The organism is Pseudomonas sp. PSPC3-2, from assembly GCF_049897085.1.
Classification (GTDB): Bacteria; Pseudomonadota; Gammaproteobacteria; order Pseudomonadales; family Pseudomonadaceae; genus Aquipseudomonas; species Aquipseudomonas paraveronii.
This window is the reverse complement of record NZ_JAFCVO010000022.1, coordinates 75373-93757: the sequence shown is the minus strand read 5'-3', so window position 1 is coordinate 93757 and position 18385 is coordinate 75373. Positions and strand designations below refer to the sequence as shown.

The 18385-nt window shown below is 62.6% G+C and carries 12 protein-coding genes; 6 read left to right on the top strand and 6 right to left on the bottom strand.

What is annotated here, in order from left to right:
• Positions 1 to 397: 397 nt before the first annotated feature.
• The 3 genes from ACP7CJ_RS26215 to pap form a co-directional block, all read right to left on the bottom strand.
• Complete coding sequence (locus ACP7CJ_RS26215; RefSeq protein ID WP_276194127.1) at positions 398 to 1354, bottom strand: DMT family transporter; 957 nt, start codon at positions 1352 to 1354, stop codon at positions 398 to 400.
• Between the two features lie 113 nt (positions 1355 to 1467).
• Positions 1468 to 2652 carry a thiolase family protein gene (locus ACP7CJ_RS26210; protein ID WP_426102639.1) on the bottom strand — a complete coding sequence of 395 codons (1185 nt, stop codon included), beginning with the start codon at positions 2650 to 2652 and terminating at the stop codon, positions 1468 to 1470.
• 92 nt (positions 2653 to 2744) lie between these two features.
• Complete coding sequence (gene pap, locus ACP7CJ_RS26205) at positions 2745 to 4262, bottom strand: polyphosphate:AMP phosphotransferase (protein WP_276194129.1); 1518 nt, start codon at positions 4260 to 4262, stop codon at positions 2745 to 2747.
• Positions 4263 to 4403: 141 nt separating this feature from the next.
• On the opposite strand from pap, the gene mnmC reads away from it, so the two are divergent.
• Positions 4404 to 6389 (top strand): bifunctional tRNA (5-methylaminomethyl-2-thiouridine)(34)-methyltransferase MnmD/FAD-dependent 5-carboxymethylaminomethyl-2-thiouridine(34) oxidoreductase MnmC, encoded by a 1986-nt coding sequence (gene mnmC, locus ACP7CJ_RS26200; RefSeq protein WP_276194130.1) that lies wholly within the window; start codon positions 4404 to 4406, stop codon positions 6387 to 6389.
• On the opposite strand, the gene ACP7CJ_RS26195 is transcribed toward mnmC, so the two are convergent.
• Positions 6384 to 11204: an NEL-type E3 ubiquitin ligase domain-containing protein gene (locus tag ACP7CJ_RS26195; protein ID WP_426102637.1), complete on the bottom strand. Its 4821-nt coding sequence runs from the start codon at positions 11202 to 11204 to the stop codon at positions 6384 to 6386. The genes mnmC and ACP7CJ_RS26195 overlap by 6 nt on opposite strands.
• 309 nt (positions 11205 to 11513) lie before the next feature.
• On the opposite strand from ACP7CJ_RS26195, the gene ACP7CJ_RS26190 reads away from it, so the two are divergent.
• The 4 genes from ACP7CJ_RS26190 to ACP7CJ_RS26175 all read left to right on the top strand — a co-directional run bounded on the left by ACP7CJ_RS26190 (position 11514) and on the right by ACP7CJ_RS26175 (position 16668).
• Positions 11514 to 13286: an N-acetylglutaminylglutamine amidotransferase gene (locus tag ACP7CJ_RS26190; protein WP_426102635.1), complete on the top strand. Its 1773-nt coding sequence runs from the start codon at positions 11514 to 11516 to the stop codon at positions 13284 to 13286.
• A gap of 3 nt (positions 13287 to 13289) precedes the next feature.
• A complete protein-coding gene (ngg, locus tag ACP7CJ_RS26185; RefSeq protein ID WP_426102633.1) occupies positions 13290 to 15035 on the top strand; it encodes an N-acetylglutaminylglutamine synthetase in 1746 nt (581 codons plus the stop codon).
• A gap of 161 nt (positions 15036 to 15196) precedes the next feature.
• Entirely contained in the window at positions 15197 to 16381 is a 1185-nt protein-coding gene (locus ACP7CJ_RS26180) for an osmoprotectant NAGGN system M42 family peptidase (RefSeq protein WP_276194134.1), read from the top strand.
• A 59-nt stretch (positions 16382 to 16440) separates the two neighbouring features.
• Positions 16441 to 16668, top strand: coding sequence for a YheU family protein (locus ACP7CJ_RS26175; RefSeq protein ID WP_003236706.1), 228 nt, complete (start codon positions 16441 to 16443; stop codon positions 16666 to 16668).
• Between the two features lie 9 nt (positions 16669 to 16677).
• On the opposite strand, the gene csrA is transcribed toward ACP7CJ_RS26175, so the two are convergent.
• Together csrA and ACP7CJ_RS26165 are read right to left on the bottom strand one after the other, a co-directional pair.
• Complete coding sequence (gene csrA / locus ACP7CJ_RS26170) at positions 16678 to 16881, bottom strand: carbon storage regulator CsrA (protein WP_276194135.1); 204 nt, start codon at positions 16879 to 16881, stop codon at positions 16678 to 16680.
• Between the two features lie 156 nt (positions 16882 to 17037).
• A complete protein-coding gene (locus ACP7CJ_RS26165; protein ID WP_198717299.1) occupies positions 17038 to 17853 on the bottom strand; it encodes an SDR family oxidoreductase in 816 nt (271 codons plus the stop codon).
• 330 nt (positions 17854 to 18183) lie between these two features.
• On the opposite strand from ACP7CJ_RS26165, the gene ACP7CJ_RS26160 reads away from it, so the two are divergent.
• Positions 18184 to 18336 carry a DUF3309 family protein gene (locus ACP7CJ_RS26160; RefSeq protein ID WP_198717298.1) on the top strand — a complete coding sequence of 51 codons (153 nt, stop codon included), beginning with the start codon at positions 18184 to 18186 and terminating at the stop codon, positions 18334 to 18336.
• The last annotated feature ends 49 nt before the right edge of the window (positions 18337 to 18385 follow it).

Here is an 18385-nt window from a genome sequence, read left to right as displayed (position 1 = left end):
TTGAATCCGTGGGTAACCCGGCAGGACGCCGGGTTAGCCGTCCTGGGCCATGGATGGCCCATGACGGCGGCCCACGGATTCAAGCCTGCGTTCGGGCACACCGAGCCTAGGCGAGGTGCCGAGTGGTGGGGCAAGAGCGTTTTGCTTACTTTTGCGCTTTTCAAAAGTGAGCCGCCGTAAGGGCGGAACCCATAGCAGCCATTACCGCAGGAACGGATATGTACCCGGTCAACCGAAAGAACATGGTCGGCCCAGAGGCCGCCATCGCAGGCAAGCCAGCTCCCACATTTGGAACGAGGTGAACCTGTTGGATCTGTATCGGCTGTCAGGTCGCCATCGCAAGCAAGCCAGCGCCCAAGCGTAGACCTGCATACACCCGATAAAACACCTCAGCCAATCAAGACGCCAACCGCGCCCGCCGCGCCTTGAGCCCCGCAAACAACGACGGCGCCAACGCCACCGTCGCCGACCCCAACACCACCACCAGCGCCCCCGCATAGCCCAGCGCATTGATCTCTTCAGCCTGCACAAAACCCGGCCACCACCACGCCGCCAAGGCCACCGCCACAAACGTCACCAACGGCGTCAGCGCCAGGGTCGCACTCACCCGCGAGGCTTCCCAATGAGCCAGGGCCTCGGCAAATGCCCCATAGGCCACCAGCGTGTTCATGCAGCACGCCAGCAGCAGCCAGCCTTGCAGCGGGCTCAGTTGCAGGGCCTCCAGCGGATGCGCCCAAGGCGTGAGCAACACAGCACACGACAGATAGATCACCATCATCACCTGCAGCGAATTCCACACCGTCAGCAATTGCTTCTGGCCCAGGGCGTAGAACACCCAGATCGTGGTGGCGAGCAGGACCGTCAGCACCCCGGCGGTGTAAGTGCCCAGGGACGTCAGCAACTCCACCAGACGCTGGTTGAAGAACAGGCCAAAGCCGATGAGCAGCGCCACCAGGCCCAACACCTGGCCCAGGCTGAAGCGTTCTTTAAACACAAACACGCTGGCGACCATCAGGAAGATCGGCCCCATCTGCACCACCAGTTGCGCCGTGCCGGGGCTGAGCACTTTCAGGCCTACCAGGTACAGCACGTAGTTGCCCACCAGGCCGCACACGGCCATTGCGACCAGCCAACCGCCGCGCGGCCCGAGCGCGCGCACACTGGGCAACCGCTTGACGGCGGCGAGATAGACAAACAGGCAACTGCCCGCGACCGTCAAGCGAAACCAGGTGACGGTAATCGGGTCCATCACTTGCAGCACTTGCTTGAGTTTGATCGGGAGAATGCCCCAGAGCAGCGCGGTCAGCAGGGTCAAGCAAAAGCCATAGACCCAGCGCCCGGAAGAGATGTGCATGCGTGCCCCAGAAGCCAGAGGAAGTGGAACAGGCATTCTAGGGGCAAGGACACGAATTGGGATACGCCGCCGTTCAAATGTGAGGGCAGGCTTGCCTGCCCCCCACAGCGGACTCAGCGCACAGCTTCGAACAGCCCGGTCGCCCCCATGCCGCCGCCCACGCACATGGTGACGACGCCATAGCGCAGATTACGCCGCTGCAACTCACGCACCAGATGCCCGACTTGCCGCGAACCCGTCATGCCGAACGGGTGGCCGATGGAGATCGAGCCACCGTTGACGTTGTATTTGGCATTGTCGATTTCCAAGCGGTCGCGTGCGTACAGGCATTGGGAGGCGAACGCTTCGTTGAGCTCCCACAGGTCGATATCCGCCACCTGCAAGCCCCTGGCCTTGAGCATCTTGGGCACCGAGAACACCGGGCCGATGCCCATCTCATCCGGCTCGCAACCGGCCACGGTAAAGCCACGGAAAAACGCCTTGGGCTTGAGCCCCAGCGCCAAGGCTTTTTCCAGGCTCATCACCAGCGTCATCGAGGCGCCGTCGGACAATTGCGAAGAGTTGCCCGCCGTCACCGAACCGTCTTCGGCAAACACCGGTTTCAGGCCCTGGAGACTGGCCAGGGTGGTGTCGGGGCGGTTGCAGTCGTCGCGGTCGACTACGCCGTCGAGCACCTGCACTGCGCCGGTATTTTTGTCCTCGACGCTGTACTTGACCGCCATCGGCACGATTTCATCGTCGAACAAACCATCGGCCTGGGCCTGGGCGGTGCGCTGCTGGCTTTGCAGGGCATACCGGTCCTGGTCCTCGCGGCTGACGTTATAGCGGCGCGCGACGATTTCGGCGGTCTGGCCCATGGGAAAATAGAGGCCCGGCACCTGCGCTTTGAGCAGCGGGTTGATCAGGTTGTCGGTGTTGACGCTTTTCATGGTCAGGCTGATGGACTCGACGCCGCCAGCGACGATGATATCGCTGCAGCCCGAGGCGATCTGGTTGGCCGCGATGGCAATCGCCTGCAAGCCCGAGGAACAGAAACGGTTGAGGGTCATCCCTGCCGTACCGGTGCCCAGTTGCGACAGCACCGCGACGTTGCGCCCGATGTTGTAGCCCTGCGCGCCCTCGTTGGAGCCCGCACCGACGATGCAATCCTCCACCGTCGCCGGGTCAATGCCATTGCGCACGAGCAGCGCGTTGACGCAATGGGCCGCCATGTCATCCGGCCGGGTCTGGTTGAACTTGCCGCGAAAGGATTTGGCCAGGCCGGTTCGCACGCTGTCGACGATCACTACTTCACGCATGGGGCTACCTCGATCTTGTCGTTGTTGGGAGAGGGATCGAGGATAGATCCAGGCCTGCCCAACCGCGACGATCATTCACCCCGCCTATAGGCCTACTTCTTCTTGCCTTTCTGGTCGTGCTTGTCGGACTGGGCAAACGCCTCTTCCAAGGCCAGGTTGATGGTGCGCAGCACCTTGACCCGCGCCCAGCGCTTGTCATTGGCTTCGACCAGGGTCCACGGCGAGACCTCGGTGCTAGTGCGGTCGACCATATCGCCCACGGCGGCACGGTATTCATCCCACTTCTCGCGGTTACGCCAGTCGTCTTCGGTGATCTTGAAGCGTTTGAACGGGATCGCTTCGCGGGCCTGGAAGCGCTCCAGTTGGGTATCCTTGTCGATGGCCAGCCAGAACTTGACCACGATCACCCCGGCGTCGCGCAGTTGCTCTTCGAAATCATTGATCTCGCCATAGGCGCGCATCCAGTCCGCCGGGGTGCAGAAACCTTCGATGCGCTCCACCAGCACACGACCGTACCAGGAGCGGTCAAACACGGAGAACATGCCCCGCGCCGGAATCTGCCGCCAAAAGCGCCACAGGTAAGGCTGAGCGCGCTCGTCTTCGGTGGGCGCGGCGATCGGGATGATATGGTACTGGCGGGGATCGAGGGCCGCCGCTACCCGTCGGATCGCCCCACCTTTGCCAGCCGCATCGTTACCTTCAAATACCGTGATCAGAGCGTGCTTGCGCATGCGTTTATCACGCATCAGGCCGGAAAGACGCGCCTGTTCAGTGATCAATTGCTCTTCGTAATCGTCTTTTTCCAGGCTCAAGGTCATGTCGAGACTGTTGAGCAGGCTCACTTGATCCACAGCCACCGGCAACGGTGCCGGGTTCATGCCGCTGACTTTGCCCTTGGGTTGCCTCAAGGCGTTTTGCAGGCCTTCGAGTAGAATCTTGCCCACGGTGAGACTGCGGTAATTGCTGTCGACCCCTTCGATCACATACCAAGGCGCGTAGTCGCGGCTGGTACGGCGCAGGATGCGTTCGCCGAAGTGGACGAACTTGTCGTAGGTCTTGGACTGCTGCCAGTCCAGCGGGCTGATCCGCCAACTGTGCAGCGGGTCGTCGGCCAGGGCCTTGAGCCGCGCCTTCATCTGTTTCTTGGACAGGTGAAACCAGAACTTGAAGATCAGCGCGCCTTCGTCGCAGAACATCTTCTCCAGGCGCTCAGCGCCGGCGATGGCCTGGTCGAGCCGCGCGTCCTTGATTTCGCCCTGCACGCGGCTTTGCAGCATCTGGCTGTACCAGTTGCCGAAGAAGACCCCCATGCGGCCTTTCGCAGGCAACTGCCGCCAGTAACGCCAGGCCGGCGGGCGCGCCAGTTCTTCGTCGGTCTGCTGGTCGAAGGTGCGCACTTCGATCAAGCGCGGGTCCATCCATTCGTTGAGCAGCTTGACCGTCTCGCCCTTGCCGGCGCCTTCGACGCCGTTGATCAGGATGATCACCGGGAACCGTTTCTGCTGTTGCAGCTCGAACTGCACTTCGAGCAAGGCTTCGCGCAGGGCCGGCACTTCGGCGTCGTAAGTGTCTTTGTCGATGGCATGACCGATTTCAGCGGATTCGAACATGAGCAGCTCCGTTTCAAGATGACTCAAGACTAGCGGATTGGGCAGCAACACGCGGCAGGAAATTCAACCCTCGCTTGCCATGGATCAATTCATTGCCGGTTGATCGGCTAGAATGGCCGCCTTGCCTTTGCCGAGTCGCCCATGAACCCTGTAACCCACGCCCAGCTCGACTGGGATGACCAAGGTCGCCCGCATTCGCGGGTGTTCGACGATGTGTACTTTTCCGACCAGTCGGGCCTTGAAGAAACCCGCTATGTGTTCCTCGAACAGAACCGTTTGCAGGCACGGTTTGCGGCCTTGCCGGCGGGTGGGCGCCTAGTGATCGGCGAAACCGGGTTTGGCACCGGGCTGAACTTTCTCTGCGCCTGGCAACTGTTCGAGCAACACGCGGTGGCCGGTGCTCGCCTGCATTTTGTCAGTGTGGAAAAGTACCCGCTGAGCCACGCCGACCTGCAACGCGCCCTGCTGCTCTGGCCGCAACTGCAGCCGTTCGCCGCGCAATTGCTGGCGCAGTACATCGCCATCCACCCAGGCTTCCAGCGCCTGCTGCTGGATAACGGCCGCGTGACCTTGACCCTGCTGATCGGCGACGCCCTGGAGCAGTTGCCGCAGCTGGATGCGCAAATCGACGCGTGGTTTCTCGACGGTTTCGCCCCGGCGAAAAACCCGGATATGTGGACCGCCGAGCTGTTTGCCGAACTGGCACGCCTGGCGGCCCCGGGATCGACCATCAGCACCTTCACCAGCACCGGGTGGGTGCGACGCCTGATCAATGCCGCCGGGTTCAAGATGAAGCGCACACCGGGCATCGGCCATAAATGGGAAATCCTGCGCGGCGAATTCCTCGGCTGGCCGGCCGAGACGCCGTTGCCAGCCGTGAGCAAACCGTGGTTCGCGCGCCCGGTGCCGCTGCGCGGTGAGCGCAGCGCTCTGGTGATCGGCGGCGGCCTGGCCGGCTGCACGACGGCGGCCAGCCTCGCTGCACGCGGCTGGAATGTCAGCCTGCTGGAACGCCATGCCCGCCTGGCCGAGGAAGCCTCGGGCAACCCGCAAGGGGTGCTGTACCTCAAGTTGTCGGCCCATGGCACGGCCCTTTCGCAATTGATTTTGAGCGGGTTCGGCCACACCCGGCGCCTGCTCGAACACCTGCACCGAGGCGTCGACTGGGACGGTTGCGGCGTGCTGCAACTGGCGTTCAACGCCAAGGAAGCCGAGCGCCAGGCCCAGTTGGCTGCAGCGTTTGCCCCTGGCCTGCTGCACCCGTTGGACCAGGCCCAGGCCCAAGCGCGCGCCGGTGTGGCGCTGGAACACGGCGGGCTGTTTTTCCCCGAGGGCGGCTGGGTACATCCGCCGGCCTTATGCGAATGGCAAGCCCGGCACCCGTTGATCAACGTACTGACGCATCACGAGGCCCTTGAGTTGCAACGGGTTGACGGGCAATGGCACGCCCTGGCCGGCGACACCCTACTGGCCAGCGCCACGGTGGTGGTGCTGGCCGGCGCGGCCGAGATCAAGCGGTTCCCGTTCAGCGCCGAGCTGCCCCTCAAGCGCATTCGCGGGCAAATCACCCGCCTGGCGCAAACCCCAGACAGCCAGGCGCTGGCCACCGTGGTCTGTGCCGAAGGCTATGTGGCCCCGGCGCGCCTCGGCGAACACACCCTGGGCGCCAGCTTCGACTTCAAGCGTGACGACCTGGCGCCGACAGTCGCCGAGCATGTCGGCAACCTGGAGATGCTGCGGGAAATCTCCGTCGACCTGGCCCACCGCTTGGGCGCCGACGCACTCGCCGCCGATCAACTCGAAGGTCGCGCCGCGTTCCGCTGCACCAGCCCGGACTACCTGCCGATTGTCGGGCCGCTGGCCGATCACGCCCTCTTCGACCAGGCCTACGCCGCGCTGCGCAAGGATGCCCGCCAAGTCCCCGAGGCCGCGTGCCCGTGGCTCGACGGCGTGTACATCAACAGCGGCCACGGCTCGCGCGGCCTAGTGACTGCGCCGCTGTGCGCCGAATTGTTGGCGGCCTGGCTGGACGATGAACCCTTGCCGCTGCCCAAAAGCGTGGCCGACGCCTGCCATCCGAATCGATTTGCCTTGCGTGCATTGATCCGCGGCACGGGCGGGTTATAACAACGGCAGCGGGCAGGCGGTCAGCGCACCGGGTTTGAGTGCCTCTTCGGTCTGGCGCCTGATCTCGGTGGACTCAACCTGCGCCCGCGCCTGCAAAATCACGTTCATCTGCTCGCGGTAGTCGGCATCACCCAACGTCTCGCCCTGATCAAACACCGCCTGCATCCGTTCGTCGAACGGCTTGGTCAAGCGGTCGAGCGGCACACTGTTGGCTTTCTTCAAATAGCCCGTCCACAACGGCAACTCAACCAGATAATTCAACAACTCGCTTGAGTTCTCGGCTGCGCGGAGCTCGTCAGCGGCTTCCGTCAAGTGCTGGGACGTCACCTCAGCCAAGCTCTCAAAACGCATATGTTTGGGTTGGCCCGGCAGGTGAAACCTGTCGGCCAAGCCTTTTCGAAAGGCCAGGCTCACCTCCAGCGGGTCAGCACTGGGGTGATCTTCGCTATGACGCCGGGCATAACGCTCAAGTTGGTCGAGCCGAAATAATCCCCGGCCGAAATGCAGTAACGGTTCGGCGGTCAACTGACCGCCCTCGACCGACCTTGAAGCCTCGTGAATATGCGTCAGCACCTCTAGATTGCTGAAACTCGCGGCCGCGGCATCATCACAATTGAGCGGAGTAGCGGCGCGCTCAAAGATTTCTTGGCGCAAGCCGGCATCGGTTTCGGCCGAGTCCAGCACCCACCACACACGCCGACTCATGTCCTCGCGGACCTTCTTGGTATCAGCGGTGCCCCCCAGCCCGGCCAGTAGGTTGAACAGCCCATCGGAGCCAGGTTCCGCCCTGAGCGCGGTCCAGGTGGACTGTTTGGTGGTAAACAGCGTGCCCACGTCCTTCAACCAGAGCTCCTGCGCCCGTTGCTCGGTCATACGGGCAATGTCATCTTCCAGAAAACCCATGCCCACGCCGACACGGGTTCGGTAGTTGCTCAATAGTTGCCGGCTGGGGGCGTCCAGCGGGTTGTCCCCAAGGTTGAGCGTGCGTGCAACCCCACGCGGGACATCGGCCAGCCATTGCGGCAACTGCGTGATTCGATTGCCACGCAGGTCCACCGTTTCCAGGTACGGCGGCCGTCGTAGACCGACAGGCAACTCCCTGAGCGAGCAGCTATTGAGGAACAGCGTTTGCAAATCCAGCATCCGACTGATCGTCGGCGGGTTCAGCAGCGGGTTGCGGTTCAGGTCCAGTAACCGCAGTTCGGTCAAGCCCGCCAGGGTCGTGCGGGAGACTTCGGTCAGTTGCAGTTGGTTGTCGCTCAGGTACAAGCGCTGCAACCCGGGCATCTGCTCCAGCGTCTGCGGCAGGTCGGTCAGCTTGTTGCCCATCAGGTCGAGCGTCTGCAGCCCCTTGAAGTGCCCAAGGAACTGCGTAACGTCATTGTTGAGCGCCATGTGCTTGAGCGACAGCACGCGGACATGGGCGAAATCAACTTCAGCAGGTAACTGAGGCAAAGGGCCCGTCGCCATGGCGTCCAACTTCAGGCCAAATACCTGCCCCTCCTCATCGGGCAGCAGTGTTTTGCGTTTCCAACTGCGCTCAATGGCCTTCATGACCGATTGGCGAGCCGAGCGAAAGTCCTTCCTGGCAGAGCGAGACATATCTTTCGTAGCCGCCTTGTCGTCATACCAGCGCTTCAACGTCAGCAACAGCACCTTGAGTTGTCTTTCCAACCCTTTGACAGCCTTGGCGCGCGACACGTGATCCGGGCCCAGGTCCTGCAGCAATCGTGAGAGCTGGCGTGAATCCAGTTTAGGGTAGAGCTTGCGCGCCTTGCGCATCAGTGCGGCCGGTTGCGCCGGCGGATCTTCCAATACCGCCTGAATACAGGCCAACGCTGGCTTGGGTACCGGGCGCTCCGGCCAGAGGCAACGCGCCAGCGTCTTGCGCTCCGCTTCAGCCTTGGCCAGCAGATCATGCCGCAAGAAAGCGCCGCGCTGCCCGCCGTTCAGCTTCAGCGTGGCCAGTTGATCGGCCGACAACGTGTCTGTCAGGGCCTGGTAAAAACCCTCCTCACCGGTGGCGAGCGTGCCCAAAGCCTTGCCGTGCCCATCAAATGCCTGACAGCCCTTGGCAGATGTCACGACAGTGCGCCGCAACGCCGCGCCCGGCGCCCCACGTTGCGCAATCAGCTCACCCGTGAGCGTTTCGCGGCGCACTTGCAGCGACATCGCCTGCGGCCAATCGGGTACTCGTGCCAGCAGCCCGACCACCAGGCGCTGGGTGGCTTCGCTGCCTTGTCGTGGCCAGTACAAACCACTGAGCGCCTGATCCTCCTCAAGCAGTTGCAACGCCTCCCGGGTCTGTTGCGCCAGCGCCAGCGGCACCCGACCGGCCTCACGCAAACGCCCGCGTTCCAAGCTCGAAGTCTTGGACAGCAGCTCCCAGGCGATGCGATTGGGCAAGCGCGGATAGTGCGACTTGAGCAGGCCATGATCGCTGTGGGTGATCACGTCGGCGTGCTGATACAACTGCTCATACACCTGCCGATGAGTGACCTGAAGCGAGGCGAGCAAGCGACGTTTCAACGTCTCCTCGGCCTCATCAGCTTCCACCACCCCACCGAGCAATGCCTGGGTTTCATCAGCGTCCAACGCGGACAGCAGCGCGGGCATCACCTCGCCGTTTTCCAACTGTTGCTTGGTGAGGTGGATGCTCAGGTCCTCATAATCAAAGGGTGCTACATCCGGGTAGCGTTCAAGCAAGTTGCCCTCATTGTCCAGCAACTCGAAGAAGCGCCCGCTGGGCCAACCGGCCATATACGGCAATGCGAACATCTGGGTGCGTGCCGTACCGGTATCCAACTGCGCCTGGTGTTCAAGCTGCCAGGTCAGGTCACGCACTTTTTGTTCTTGTATGAAACGCGCCACCCCCTCCTTGAAGCGCTCCGGTAATGGCAGGTTCTCCACAGCCCGGTAACGCAACTCGGACAACGACAGGTCGGTAATGCTCGCAATCTCCTTCAAGCGCTCATCGCTCAGCGCCCCAAGCGCGGGATGCAAGCGTTTGATGATGTATGACGGGCTTTCCCATTCCTCGGGCCGCTCCCACTCAAACCGCCAGCCCCCCGTCAAATTATGCTCAAGCACCGGACGATAGGCCTCGCTGTGCAGCGGGTGCGTGGCTCGCCACTGCTTGGCGTGGGTGTCGAAGACCATCGAATACACCCCGCCTTCGATCTTGACGTAGAACTTCCCGTTGACCTGATACACGCCCGCGCCGTTAGCCACGGTGCCGGCGATCACGTCCGGGGGCTGACGATAGGCGCGGGGCCGACGCGGCCATAACCATGCGCTGTCGTCGGGCCGCTTGACGGCCTCCATGCCGTCAAAAAAATCCACCGGCCGGGTGACCAGGCGCTTGGCCGCACTAAACACCTTTGCACCTGCCGCAAACAGGGCCATACCCGCCATGCTTTCAGCCACGTTGAGCAAATGCCCGAGCGCCTCGGCTTTTTCACGATGAGTCCAGTCGTCGATGCCCTCAAACACTTCGCCGAGCAACTGGCCGATGCCAATCCCGGTCATCAAGGCCCCCACCACCGGCACCACAAAACCGGCGACGTTGAGCACGGTCAAGCCGGCGTCCAGGTAACTCTGCAGGCGCTGCTGCCGGGCATCTTCATCTGCCTGCGCCGTGGGCACCGCCAGTACGTGCGCGTCGAGCAGCAGCTTGCCGGTGCCGACGTTGAAAAAGAAGCTCGACAGATTTCCCGTCTCCGCCACCGGTTCCAGACGCGCCAGGGTTCTACCCTGGTCAAATCGCTGGAAAAACCCGAAGCGTTCCGACTCGTCCAGGTAGCCGGTAAAAAAGCGCCGATACGCGGGCACCTGGAGCTTGAGCGTCAGGTACTGCTTGAAGTCGTCCAGCGACGGGTACTCGTACCAGGGCCTTAGCGGCTCATTGGGCATGTACAGCACCAGCGGGCCCGAGGAAAAACCATCTGTCGCCGCGTGGGCCAATACCATCACGCCCCACACGCAGCTTCCGCCGATATTCAGCCCCTGCCAGACCAGCGGTTTACCGTGAAACAGCAGATGTTGCATCTGGTCGGCGGGGGCATTCGCCTTGATCAGCGCCAGCACTACCGCGTAGGTCGACTGGCTGATATCGCCTTTTGCGTAAGCGATGTGCAGATCGGTCTGCATGTCCATGCGCCTGGCTTGCCCCAGGGTTGAGACGGCCGGGTTGTAACCGCGCTCCGCCGCCACCGAGTCGCCGGGGGCTGACAGGTTAAACACCTCCCGCAGATGCTGTTGATAGGCGGCACCGAGGTCCAGTTCCCGGCAGTAGCCCACGAAGGTTTCGGCGCTGAGGCCTTGAACGACCGTCTGGCCCACACGAATGACCGATCCCTGCGGCATCCCCCCGGGCTCGGCAAGCGCCTGCGGGAAGTTCTGCATGGCCGCCTGCAGCAGGCTATGTCGCTCAGTCTTGATCACCTCAATCACCGGGCCGATAGGGGCTTTCATTTTGTAAGAACGCCGGGGCACCTCCAGCATGTCGTGCTCGATATCCAACGACGCGTGCCCCTTGCTGGCCAAAAATGCCTGGAGCCGTTCGGCGCAAAAAACCTTGAGCGATTTGACCCGCGCCAACAGGCGCGCCGCTTGTTCGTGAGGGTGCTGGCTATCTGCATGGGCATCTTGCAGGGCCTGGCGCGTCTGGGTATCGGCGTCGATCCACCAGGCGGGCAACTTCTCTTGCAGCACTTGGGCTTTGTCCAGGTCTGCGGTGATCTCCAACAGTGTGGCGGTGATGTCGTCTTGCGTCACCGGCGCGGGGGTTTGAGCTGAATCCTGTGATTCGGCCATCGGTAGCCTTCCTTATTGCATTGAGTAATGACGCTCAACAATAAGCCCGACGCCTGCGCCGAATGACGCAAAAACCGGGGCGGTTGCCCCACCAAACCGCGCAAAATTTGTATGTTTACCAGGCCTATTTACCGCCCGCGAATCCGCCGCCACGCGCGGCGCAGGGTCGCGCCCGAGCAGTCAAGGCTCTTTGCCTTATAACAGATCGTTCTAAAACTCCGTTGATTTGCCCGTGTCAGTTTCTGGGTACGCGCCCTTTGGGCGTATTGAGTGTTGAACCTCCCCAACGGAAAAACCGGTAAGGAATTTATGTGCGGATTAGCTGGAGAACTACGTTTCGATGCCCAACCTGCCGACCTGGCTGCGATTGAGCGCATCACCCATCACTTGGCCCCACGCGGCCCAGACGCCTGGGGCTTCCATGCCCAAGGGCCGATTGCCCTGGGCCATCGGCGCCTGAAAATCATGGACCTTTCGGACGGTTCTGCCCAACCGATGGTCGACGCGCAGTTGGGTTTGTCCCTGGCCTTCAACGGCGCGATCTATAACTTCCCGGAACTGCGCCAGGAGCTGGAAGCCTTGGGCTACGCCTTCTATTCCGGCGGCGACACCGAGGTGCTGCTCAAGGGCTACCACGCGTGGGGCGAAACCCTGCTGCCCAAGCTCAACGGCATGTTTGCGTTTGCCATCTGGGAGCGCGATGCCCAGCGTCTGTTTATTGCACGTGACCGTCTGGCCGTGAAGCCGCTGTACCTGTCGCGCACCGGCCAGCGCCTGCGATTTGCCTCGACGTTGCCGGCGCTGCTCAAGGGCGGCGATATCAACCCGCTCCTCGATCCGGTGGCGCTCAACCATTACCTGAACTTCCACGCCGTGGTGCCCGCGCCGCGCACGCTGCTGGCCGGCATCGAGAAACTGCCGCCGGCCAGTTGGATGCGTATCGACGCCAACGGCAACATCGAGCAGAAAACCTGGTGGACCCTGCCCTACGGCCCGCGTGAGGATGAGCAGCACCTGACCCTCGAAGACTGGACCGACCGCGTACTCGACAGCACCCGCGAAGCCGTGGCCATCCGCCAACGCGCCGCCGTGGATGTGGGCGTGCTGCTGTCCGGCGGCGTCGATTCGAGCCTGCTCGTCGGCCTGCTGCGTGACGTCGGCGTGCAGGACCTGTCGACCTTCTCCATCGGCTTTGAAGACGCCGGCGGTGAACGCGGCGACGAGTTCCAATACTCGGACCTGATCGCCAAGCACTACGGCACCCGTCACCACCAACTGCGCATCGCCGAGCGCGAGATCATCGAGCAACTGCCAGCGGCGTTCCGCGCCATGAGCGAGCCGATGGTCAGCCACGACTGCATCGCCTTTTACCTGCTGTCACGGGAAGTGGCCAAGCACTGCAAAGTGGTGCAAAGCGGCCAGGGCGCCGACGAGCTGTTCGCCGGTTACCACTGGTACCCGCACGTGGACGGCGCCAGCGATCCGTATGCGGCGTACCGCGAGGCGTTTTTCGACCGCAGCTACGACGACTACGCGGCCACCGTCACGCCGAAATGGCTGACCGCCAACGACGCCGCCGGCGACTTCGTGCGCGAGCATTTCGCGATGCCGGGCGCGGACGCCGCCGTGGACAAGGCCCTGCGCCTGGACAGCACGGTGATGCTGGTGGACGACCCGGTCAAACGCGTCGACAACATGACCATGGCCTGGGGCCTGGAGGCGCGCACACCGTTTCTCGACTACCGCCTGGTGGAACTGTCGGCCCGCGTACCGGGCAAATTCAAATTGCCCGACGGCGGCAAGCAGGTCCTCAAGGAAGCGGCGCGCCGGGTCATCCCGAGTGAAGTCATCGACCGCAAGAAGGGTTACTTCCCGGTGCCCGGCCTCAAGCATTTGCAGGGCGACACCTTGAACTGGGTGCGCGATTTGCTGCTGGACCCGAGCCAGGACCGCGGCCTGTTCAATCCTGCCATGCTCGACCGCTTGCTCACCGACCCACACGGTCAACTCACCCCGCTGCGCGGCTCCAAACTGTGGCAACTGGCGGCGCTGAACCTGTGGCTCAGCGAACAAGGAATCTGATCGATGAAACCTCTCGCAGCGGCTTACAGCCAACGCTTGCTCAAGGGCCAGGCGCCGACCTACGAGCGCCTGCAAGCGCGCCTGGCCGAAGACGGCAGCCCACTGGCCGCCGAGCCGATCGCGGTGCATTGCGGCTGGGGCCGGTTGTTGATCGGCCACACGTTTCCCGACCCGGCCAGCCTCGCCGAGGAGTTGCTCAATGAGCAGGCCGGCGAGCGCGATATCGCGCTGTACGTGGCCGCGCCCCAGCATATCCTGGGGATCGATCCGCAGCAACTGTTCCTCGACCCGTCCGACACCTTGCGCTTGTGGTTCTCTGACTATCGTCCGTCGACCCGCGTGTTTCGTGGCTTCCGTATTCGCCGCGTGCAGACCGAGGCCGATTGGCAGGCGGTCAACCAGCTCTACCAGGGACGCGGCATGCTGCCGGTCGACGCCGCACGCCTGACGCCCCGCCACGCGGGCGGCCCGGTGTATTGGCTGGCCGAGGACGAAGACAGCGGCGCGGTGATCGGCAGCGTGATGGGCCTCAACCACCAGAAAGCCTTCCACGACCCGGAAAACGGTTGCAGCCTGTGGTGCCTGGCGGTCGACCCGCACTGCACCCGCCCCGGCGTCGGCGAAGTGCTGGTGCGCCATCTGGTGGAACACTTCATGAGCCGTGGCCTGAGCTACCTGGACCTGTCGGTGCTACACGACAACCGCCAGGCCAAGAGCCTGTACGCCAAGCTCGGCTTTCGCGCCCTGGCCACCTTTGCGATCAAGCGCAAGAACGGCATTAACCAGCCGCTGTTCCTCGGCCCGGGCCCGCAGGCGGGGTTCAACCCCTACGCGCGGATCATCGTCGAAGAAGCCCATCGTCGTGGCATCGACGTGCACGTGGACGACGCCGATGCCGGCCTGTTCACCCTCAGCCATGGCGGCCGACGCGTGCGCTGCCGTGAATCGTTGAGCGACCTGACCAGCGCCATCAGCATGACCTTGTGCCAGGACAAAAGCCTGACCCACAAGGTGCTCAACGCCGCCGGGTTGAAACTGCCGGCGCAACAACGGGCAGGCAGCGCCGATGACAACCTGGAGTTCCTCGACGAACACCAGCGCATCGTGGTCAAACCGCTCGATGGCGAACAAGGCCAAGGCGTGGCGGTGGATCTGCAGACCATCGAAGAGGTGCAACAGGCGATTGAAGCCGCGCGCCAGTTCGACAGCCGGGTCTTGCTCGAAAGTTTCCACGAAGGCCTGGACCTGCGCATCCTGGTGATCGGCTTCGAGGTGGTCGCCGCAGCGATCCGCCGCCCGGCCGAAGTGATCGGTGACGGCCAGCATTCGATCCGCGCCCTGATCGAGGCGCAAAGCCGTCGTCGCCAGGCCGCCACCGACGGCGAAAGCAAAATCCCCCTGGACGCCGAAACCGAGCGCACCCTGCACGCCGCCGGTTATGACTACGCCAGCATCCTGCCCAGTGGCGTGCAGTTGGCCGTGCGCCGAACCGCCAACCTGCACACCGGCGGCTGCCTGGAAGACGTCACCGGGATCCTCCATCCGACGCTGGTCGACGCCGCCGTGCGCGCCGCGCGGGCCCTCGACATCCCGATGGTCGGCCTCGACCTGATGGTGCCGGCGGCCGATCAACCGGAGTACGTGTTTATCGAAGCCAACGAACGGGCCGGGCTGGCCAATCATGAACCGCAGCCTGCGGCGGAGCGGTTTGTGGATTTGTTGTTTCCGCACAGTCAGCCGAGCGCTTGAAAGATGTATTGCCTGGAGCGGCGCTATCGCGGGCAAACCCGCTCCCACAGGTGACCGCATTCCACATGTAGGAGCGGACTCGCCCGCGCTGAAGCCCGCCCCGCCACCGCCGCTAACCCCTCATCGAAACCATCGATGCCCTCACCCCATCAGGAGTTTCCATGACCCGAACCCTCCCCGAACCGGATCTCAACTACCTGCAAAAAGTGCTGCTGGAAATGCTCGCCATTCCCAGCCCGACCGGCTTTACCGACACCATCGTGCGCTATGTCGCCGAGCGCCTGGAAGAACTCGGCATCCCCTTTGAAATGACCCGCCGTGGCACCATCCGCGCCACCCTCAAGGGCCAGAAAAACAGCCCCGACCGCGCGGTATCCGCGCACTTGGACACCATCGGCGCCGCCGTGCGGGCGATCAAAGACAACGGCCGCCTGACGCTCGCCCCGGTCGGCTGTTGGTCGAGCCGCTTTGCCGAAGGCAGCCGCGTCAGCCTGTTCACCGACAACGGCGTGATCCGTGGCAGCGTGTTACCGCTGATGGCCTCCGGGCATGCGTTCAACACCGCCGTGGATGAAATGCCGGTGAGTTGGGACCATGTCGAACTGCGTCTGGACGCGTACTGCGCCACCCGCGCCGATTGCGATTCCCTGGGGATCGGCATCGGTGACTATGTGGCGTTCGACCCGCTGCCCGAGTTCACCGAGAGCGGGCATATCAGCGCGCGTCACCTCGATGACAAGGCCGGCGTCGCCGCCCTGCTCGCCGCCCTCAAGGCGATCATCGACAGCGGCGAACCCTTGCTGATCGACTGCCACCCGCTGTTCACCATCACCGAGGAAACCGGCAGTGGCGCGGCGGCCGCGCTGCCCTGGGACGTGAGTGAGTTTGTCGGCATCGACATCGCCCCGGTCGCCCCCGGCCAGCATTCCAGCGAGCATGCCGTCAGCGTGGCGATGCAGGATTCCGGCGGGCCGTATGACTATCACCTGTCGCGTCACCTGCTGCGCCTGGCGACAGATAACGAACTGCCGGTACGCCGCGACCTGTTTCGTTATTACTTCAGTGATGCGCACTCGGCGGTCACCGCCGGCCACGACATTCGCACCGCCTTGCTGGCGTTTGGTTGCGATGCGACCCACGGCTACGAACGCACCCACATCGACAGCCTCGCGGCGCTGAGCCGTTTGTTGACGGCTTACATTCTCAGCCCGCCGGTGTTCGCCAGCGACGCGCAACCGGCGCAAGGTTCACTGGACCGGTTCAGTCATCAGCTCGAGCACGAGACCCAGATGGAGAGCGACACCCGCGTGCCGTCGGTGGACAGCCTGGTCGGCCAGAAGTCCTGACACTGGCAACAACGGTCCCGGCGCAGTAGCATCGCCGGGACTTAACCCCAGAGGCTTGTATGCTGATTCCCTACGACGCACTTGAAGTCGACACCCTGACCCGCCTCATCGAAGACTTCGTGACCCGCGACGGCACCGACAATGGCGACGACACGCCCCTGGAAACCCGCGTACTGCGCGTACGCCAGGCACTGACCAAGGGCCAGGCATTGATCGTATTCGACCCCGACAGCGAGCAATGCCAGTTGATGCTCAAACACGACGTGCCCAAGCATCTGTTCGACTGAAAGGGCCATTCAGGGATTGGGCACCCGCACCGGATGAGTGGCGGTGCCCTGGCGTTCGACGATCTTCTGGTACACCTCGGCGCGATGGACCTGCACCCCGGCCGGGGCTTCGACCCCGAATTTCACCTGGGAACCGTTGAGTTCGAGAATGTGCAAGGCGATGTCATCGCCGATGGAAATGATTTCGCCTACGGCACGGCTTAAGACCAGCATGGCGGTTGTCCTTTTCGAGTGACAGGACCCCGACCTTGCGCGCCTGGGTGATGCTCAGCAATGACTTGCGGTCGAATCAGGCATCACCTACAGCAGTAGGTAATTTGCCTGACAGACCACATGATTTTTTTGCGCTGAGCCCAGTCAAGAAACCGATCAGCCCTTAATCGCCTGGGCTTTGGCGCGCATCTTGTCGGCCATCACGGTCATCTCGTCATACAGCAACTGCGGGTTCTTCTGCTTCAACGCCCAAGCCATCCGCCCTTGCTCGTGGGGCAGGATCATGAACTCACCCTCGGCCACCCGCTGATAAATGTAATCCGCGATATCGGCCGCCGAAATCGGCGAGCTTTCCAGCAACTTGCCCACCTGCGCCTTCATCGCCGGGGTCGGCCCACGGAATGAGTCCAACAAGTTGGTCTGGAAGAACGACGGGCACACCACGTGAACCCCGACTTCCTGCTGCTTGAGCTCCACCAGCAAACTCTCCGACAACGCCACCACACCCGCCTTGGCCACGTTGTAGTTGCTCATGGCCGGCCCTTGCATCAGCGCCGCCATTGAGGCGATGTTGATGATGCGGCCTTTGCTCTTTTCCAGCAGCGGCAGGAACGCCTTGCAGCCCTTGACCACGCCCATCAGGTTGATTGCGATCTGCCAGTCCCAGTCTTCCAGGGACAGTTCGGCGAAGAACCCGCCAGAGGCCACGCCAGCATTGTTGACGATCACATCGATCCCGCCCAGCTTGACCTCGCAGGCCTGGGCAAAGGCGGTGAGCTGGCTGTAGTCGCGCACATCGCAACGCTGGATAAACCCATCGCCGCCCGCCTCGCGCACTCGCTTGAGGGTCTCTTGCAAGCCTGGCTCGCTGACATCCGACAAGGCCAACTGCCAACCCTCGCGGGCCCAACGCAGCGCGATTTCGCGACCCAGTCCGGACCCGGCGCCGGTGATCATCATGCGATTTTGCATAGGAAAATAGCCTTGTGGTTCACGGAAGAAGTGATCGGCAGTGTAGCGAAGGTTTTTCCTACACCCACGCACCATCCAATTGATGAATGCCCTGAGCAAACCGCGGGACGGGTCGGATACTGCGCTACGCCCTAAGTTCAATATTTTTAAACTAAGCGCAGGCGCTCAATGACGCGTTAAAAGAAATAAGCGACTTTCCAAAATGCTTTAAAAAATAGGGAATTTTCTGTCAAGCGGCACAGTCGGAGTTGTTAAGGCGTCCGCAATTAAACCGGCGGGCCTAATGTTAAACAACCAGTCCTTGCACAAGGCCTATAAGGAAATACAACTATGAGCCTCATTTTAATCATCATCCTAATTCTCCTGCTGGTCGGCGGTTTGCCGGTGTTCCCGCACTCCCGTAGCTGGGGTTATGGGCCGTCGGGTATTCTCGGCGCCGTCCTGGTGGTGCTGCTGATTCTGTTGTTACTCGGCAAGATATAAACGCCGGGCAAAAAAAGAGGCCTTCATGAAGGCCTCTTTTTTATTGCCG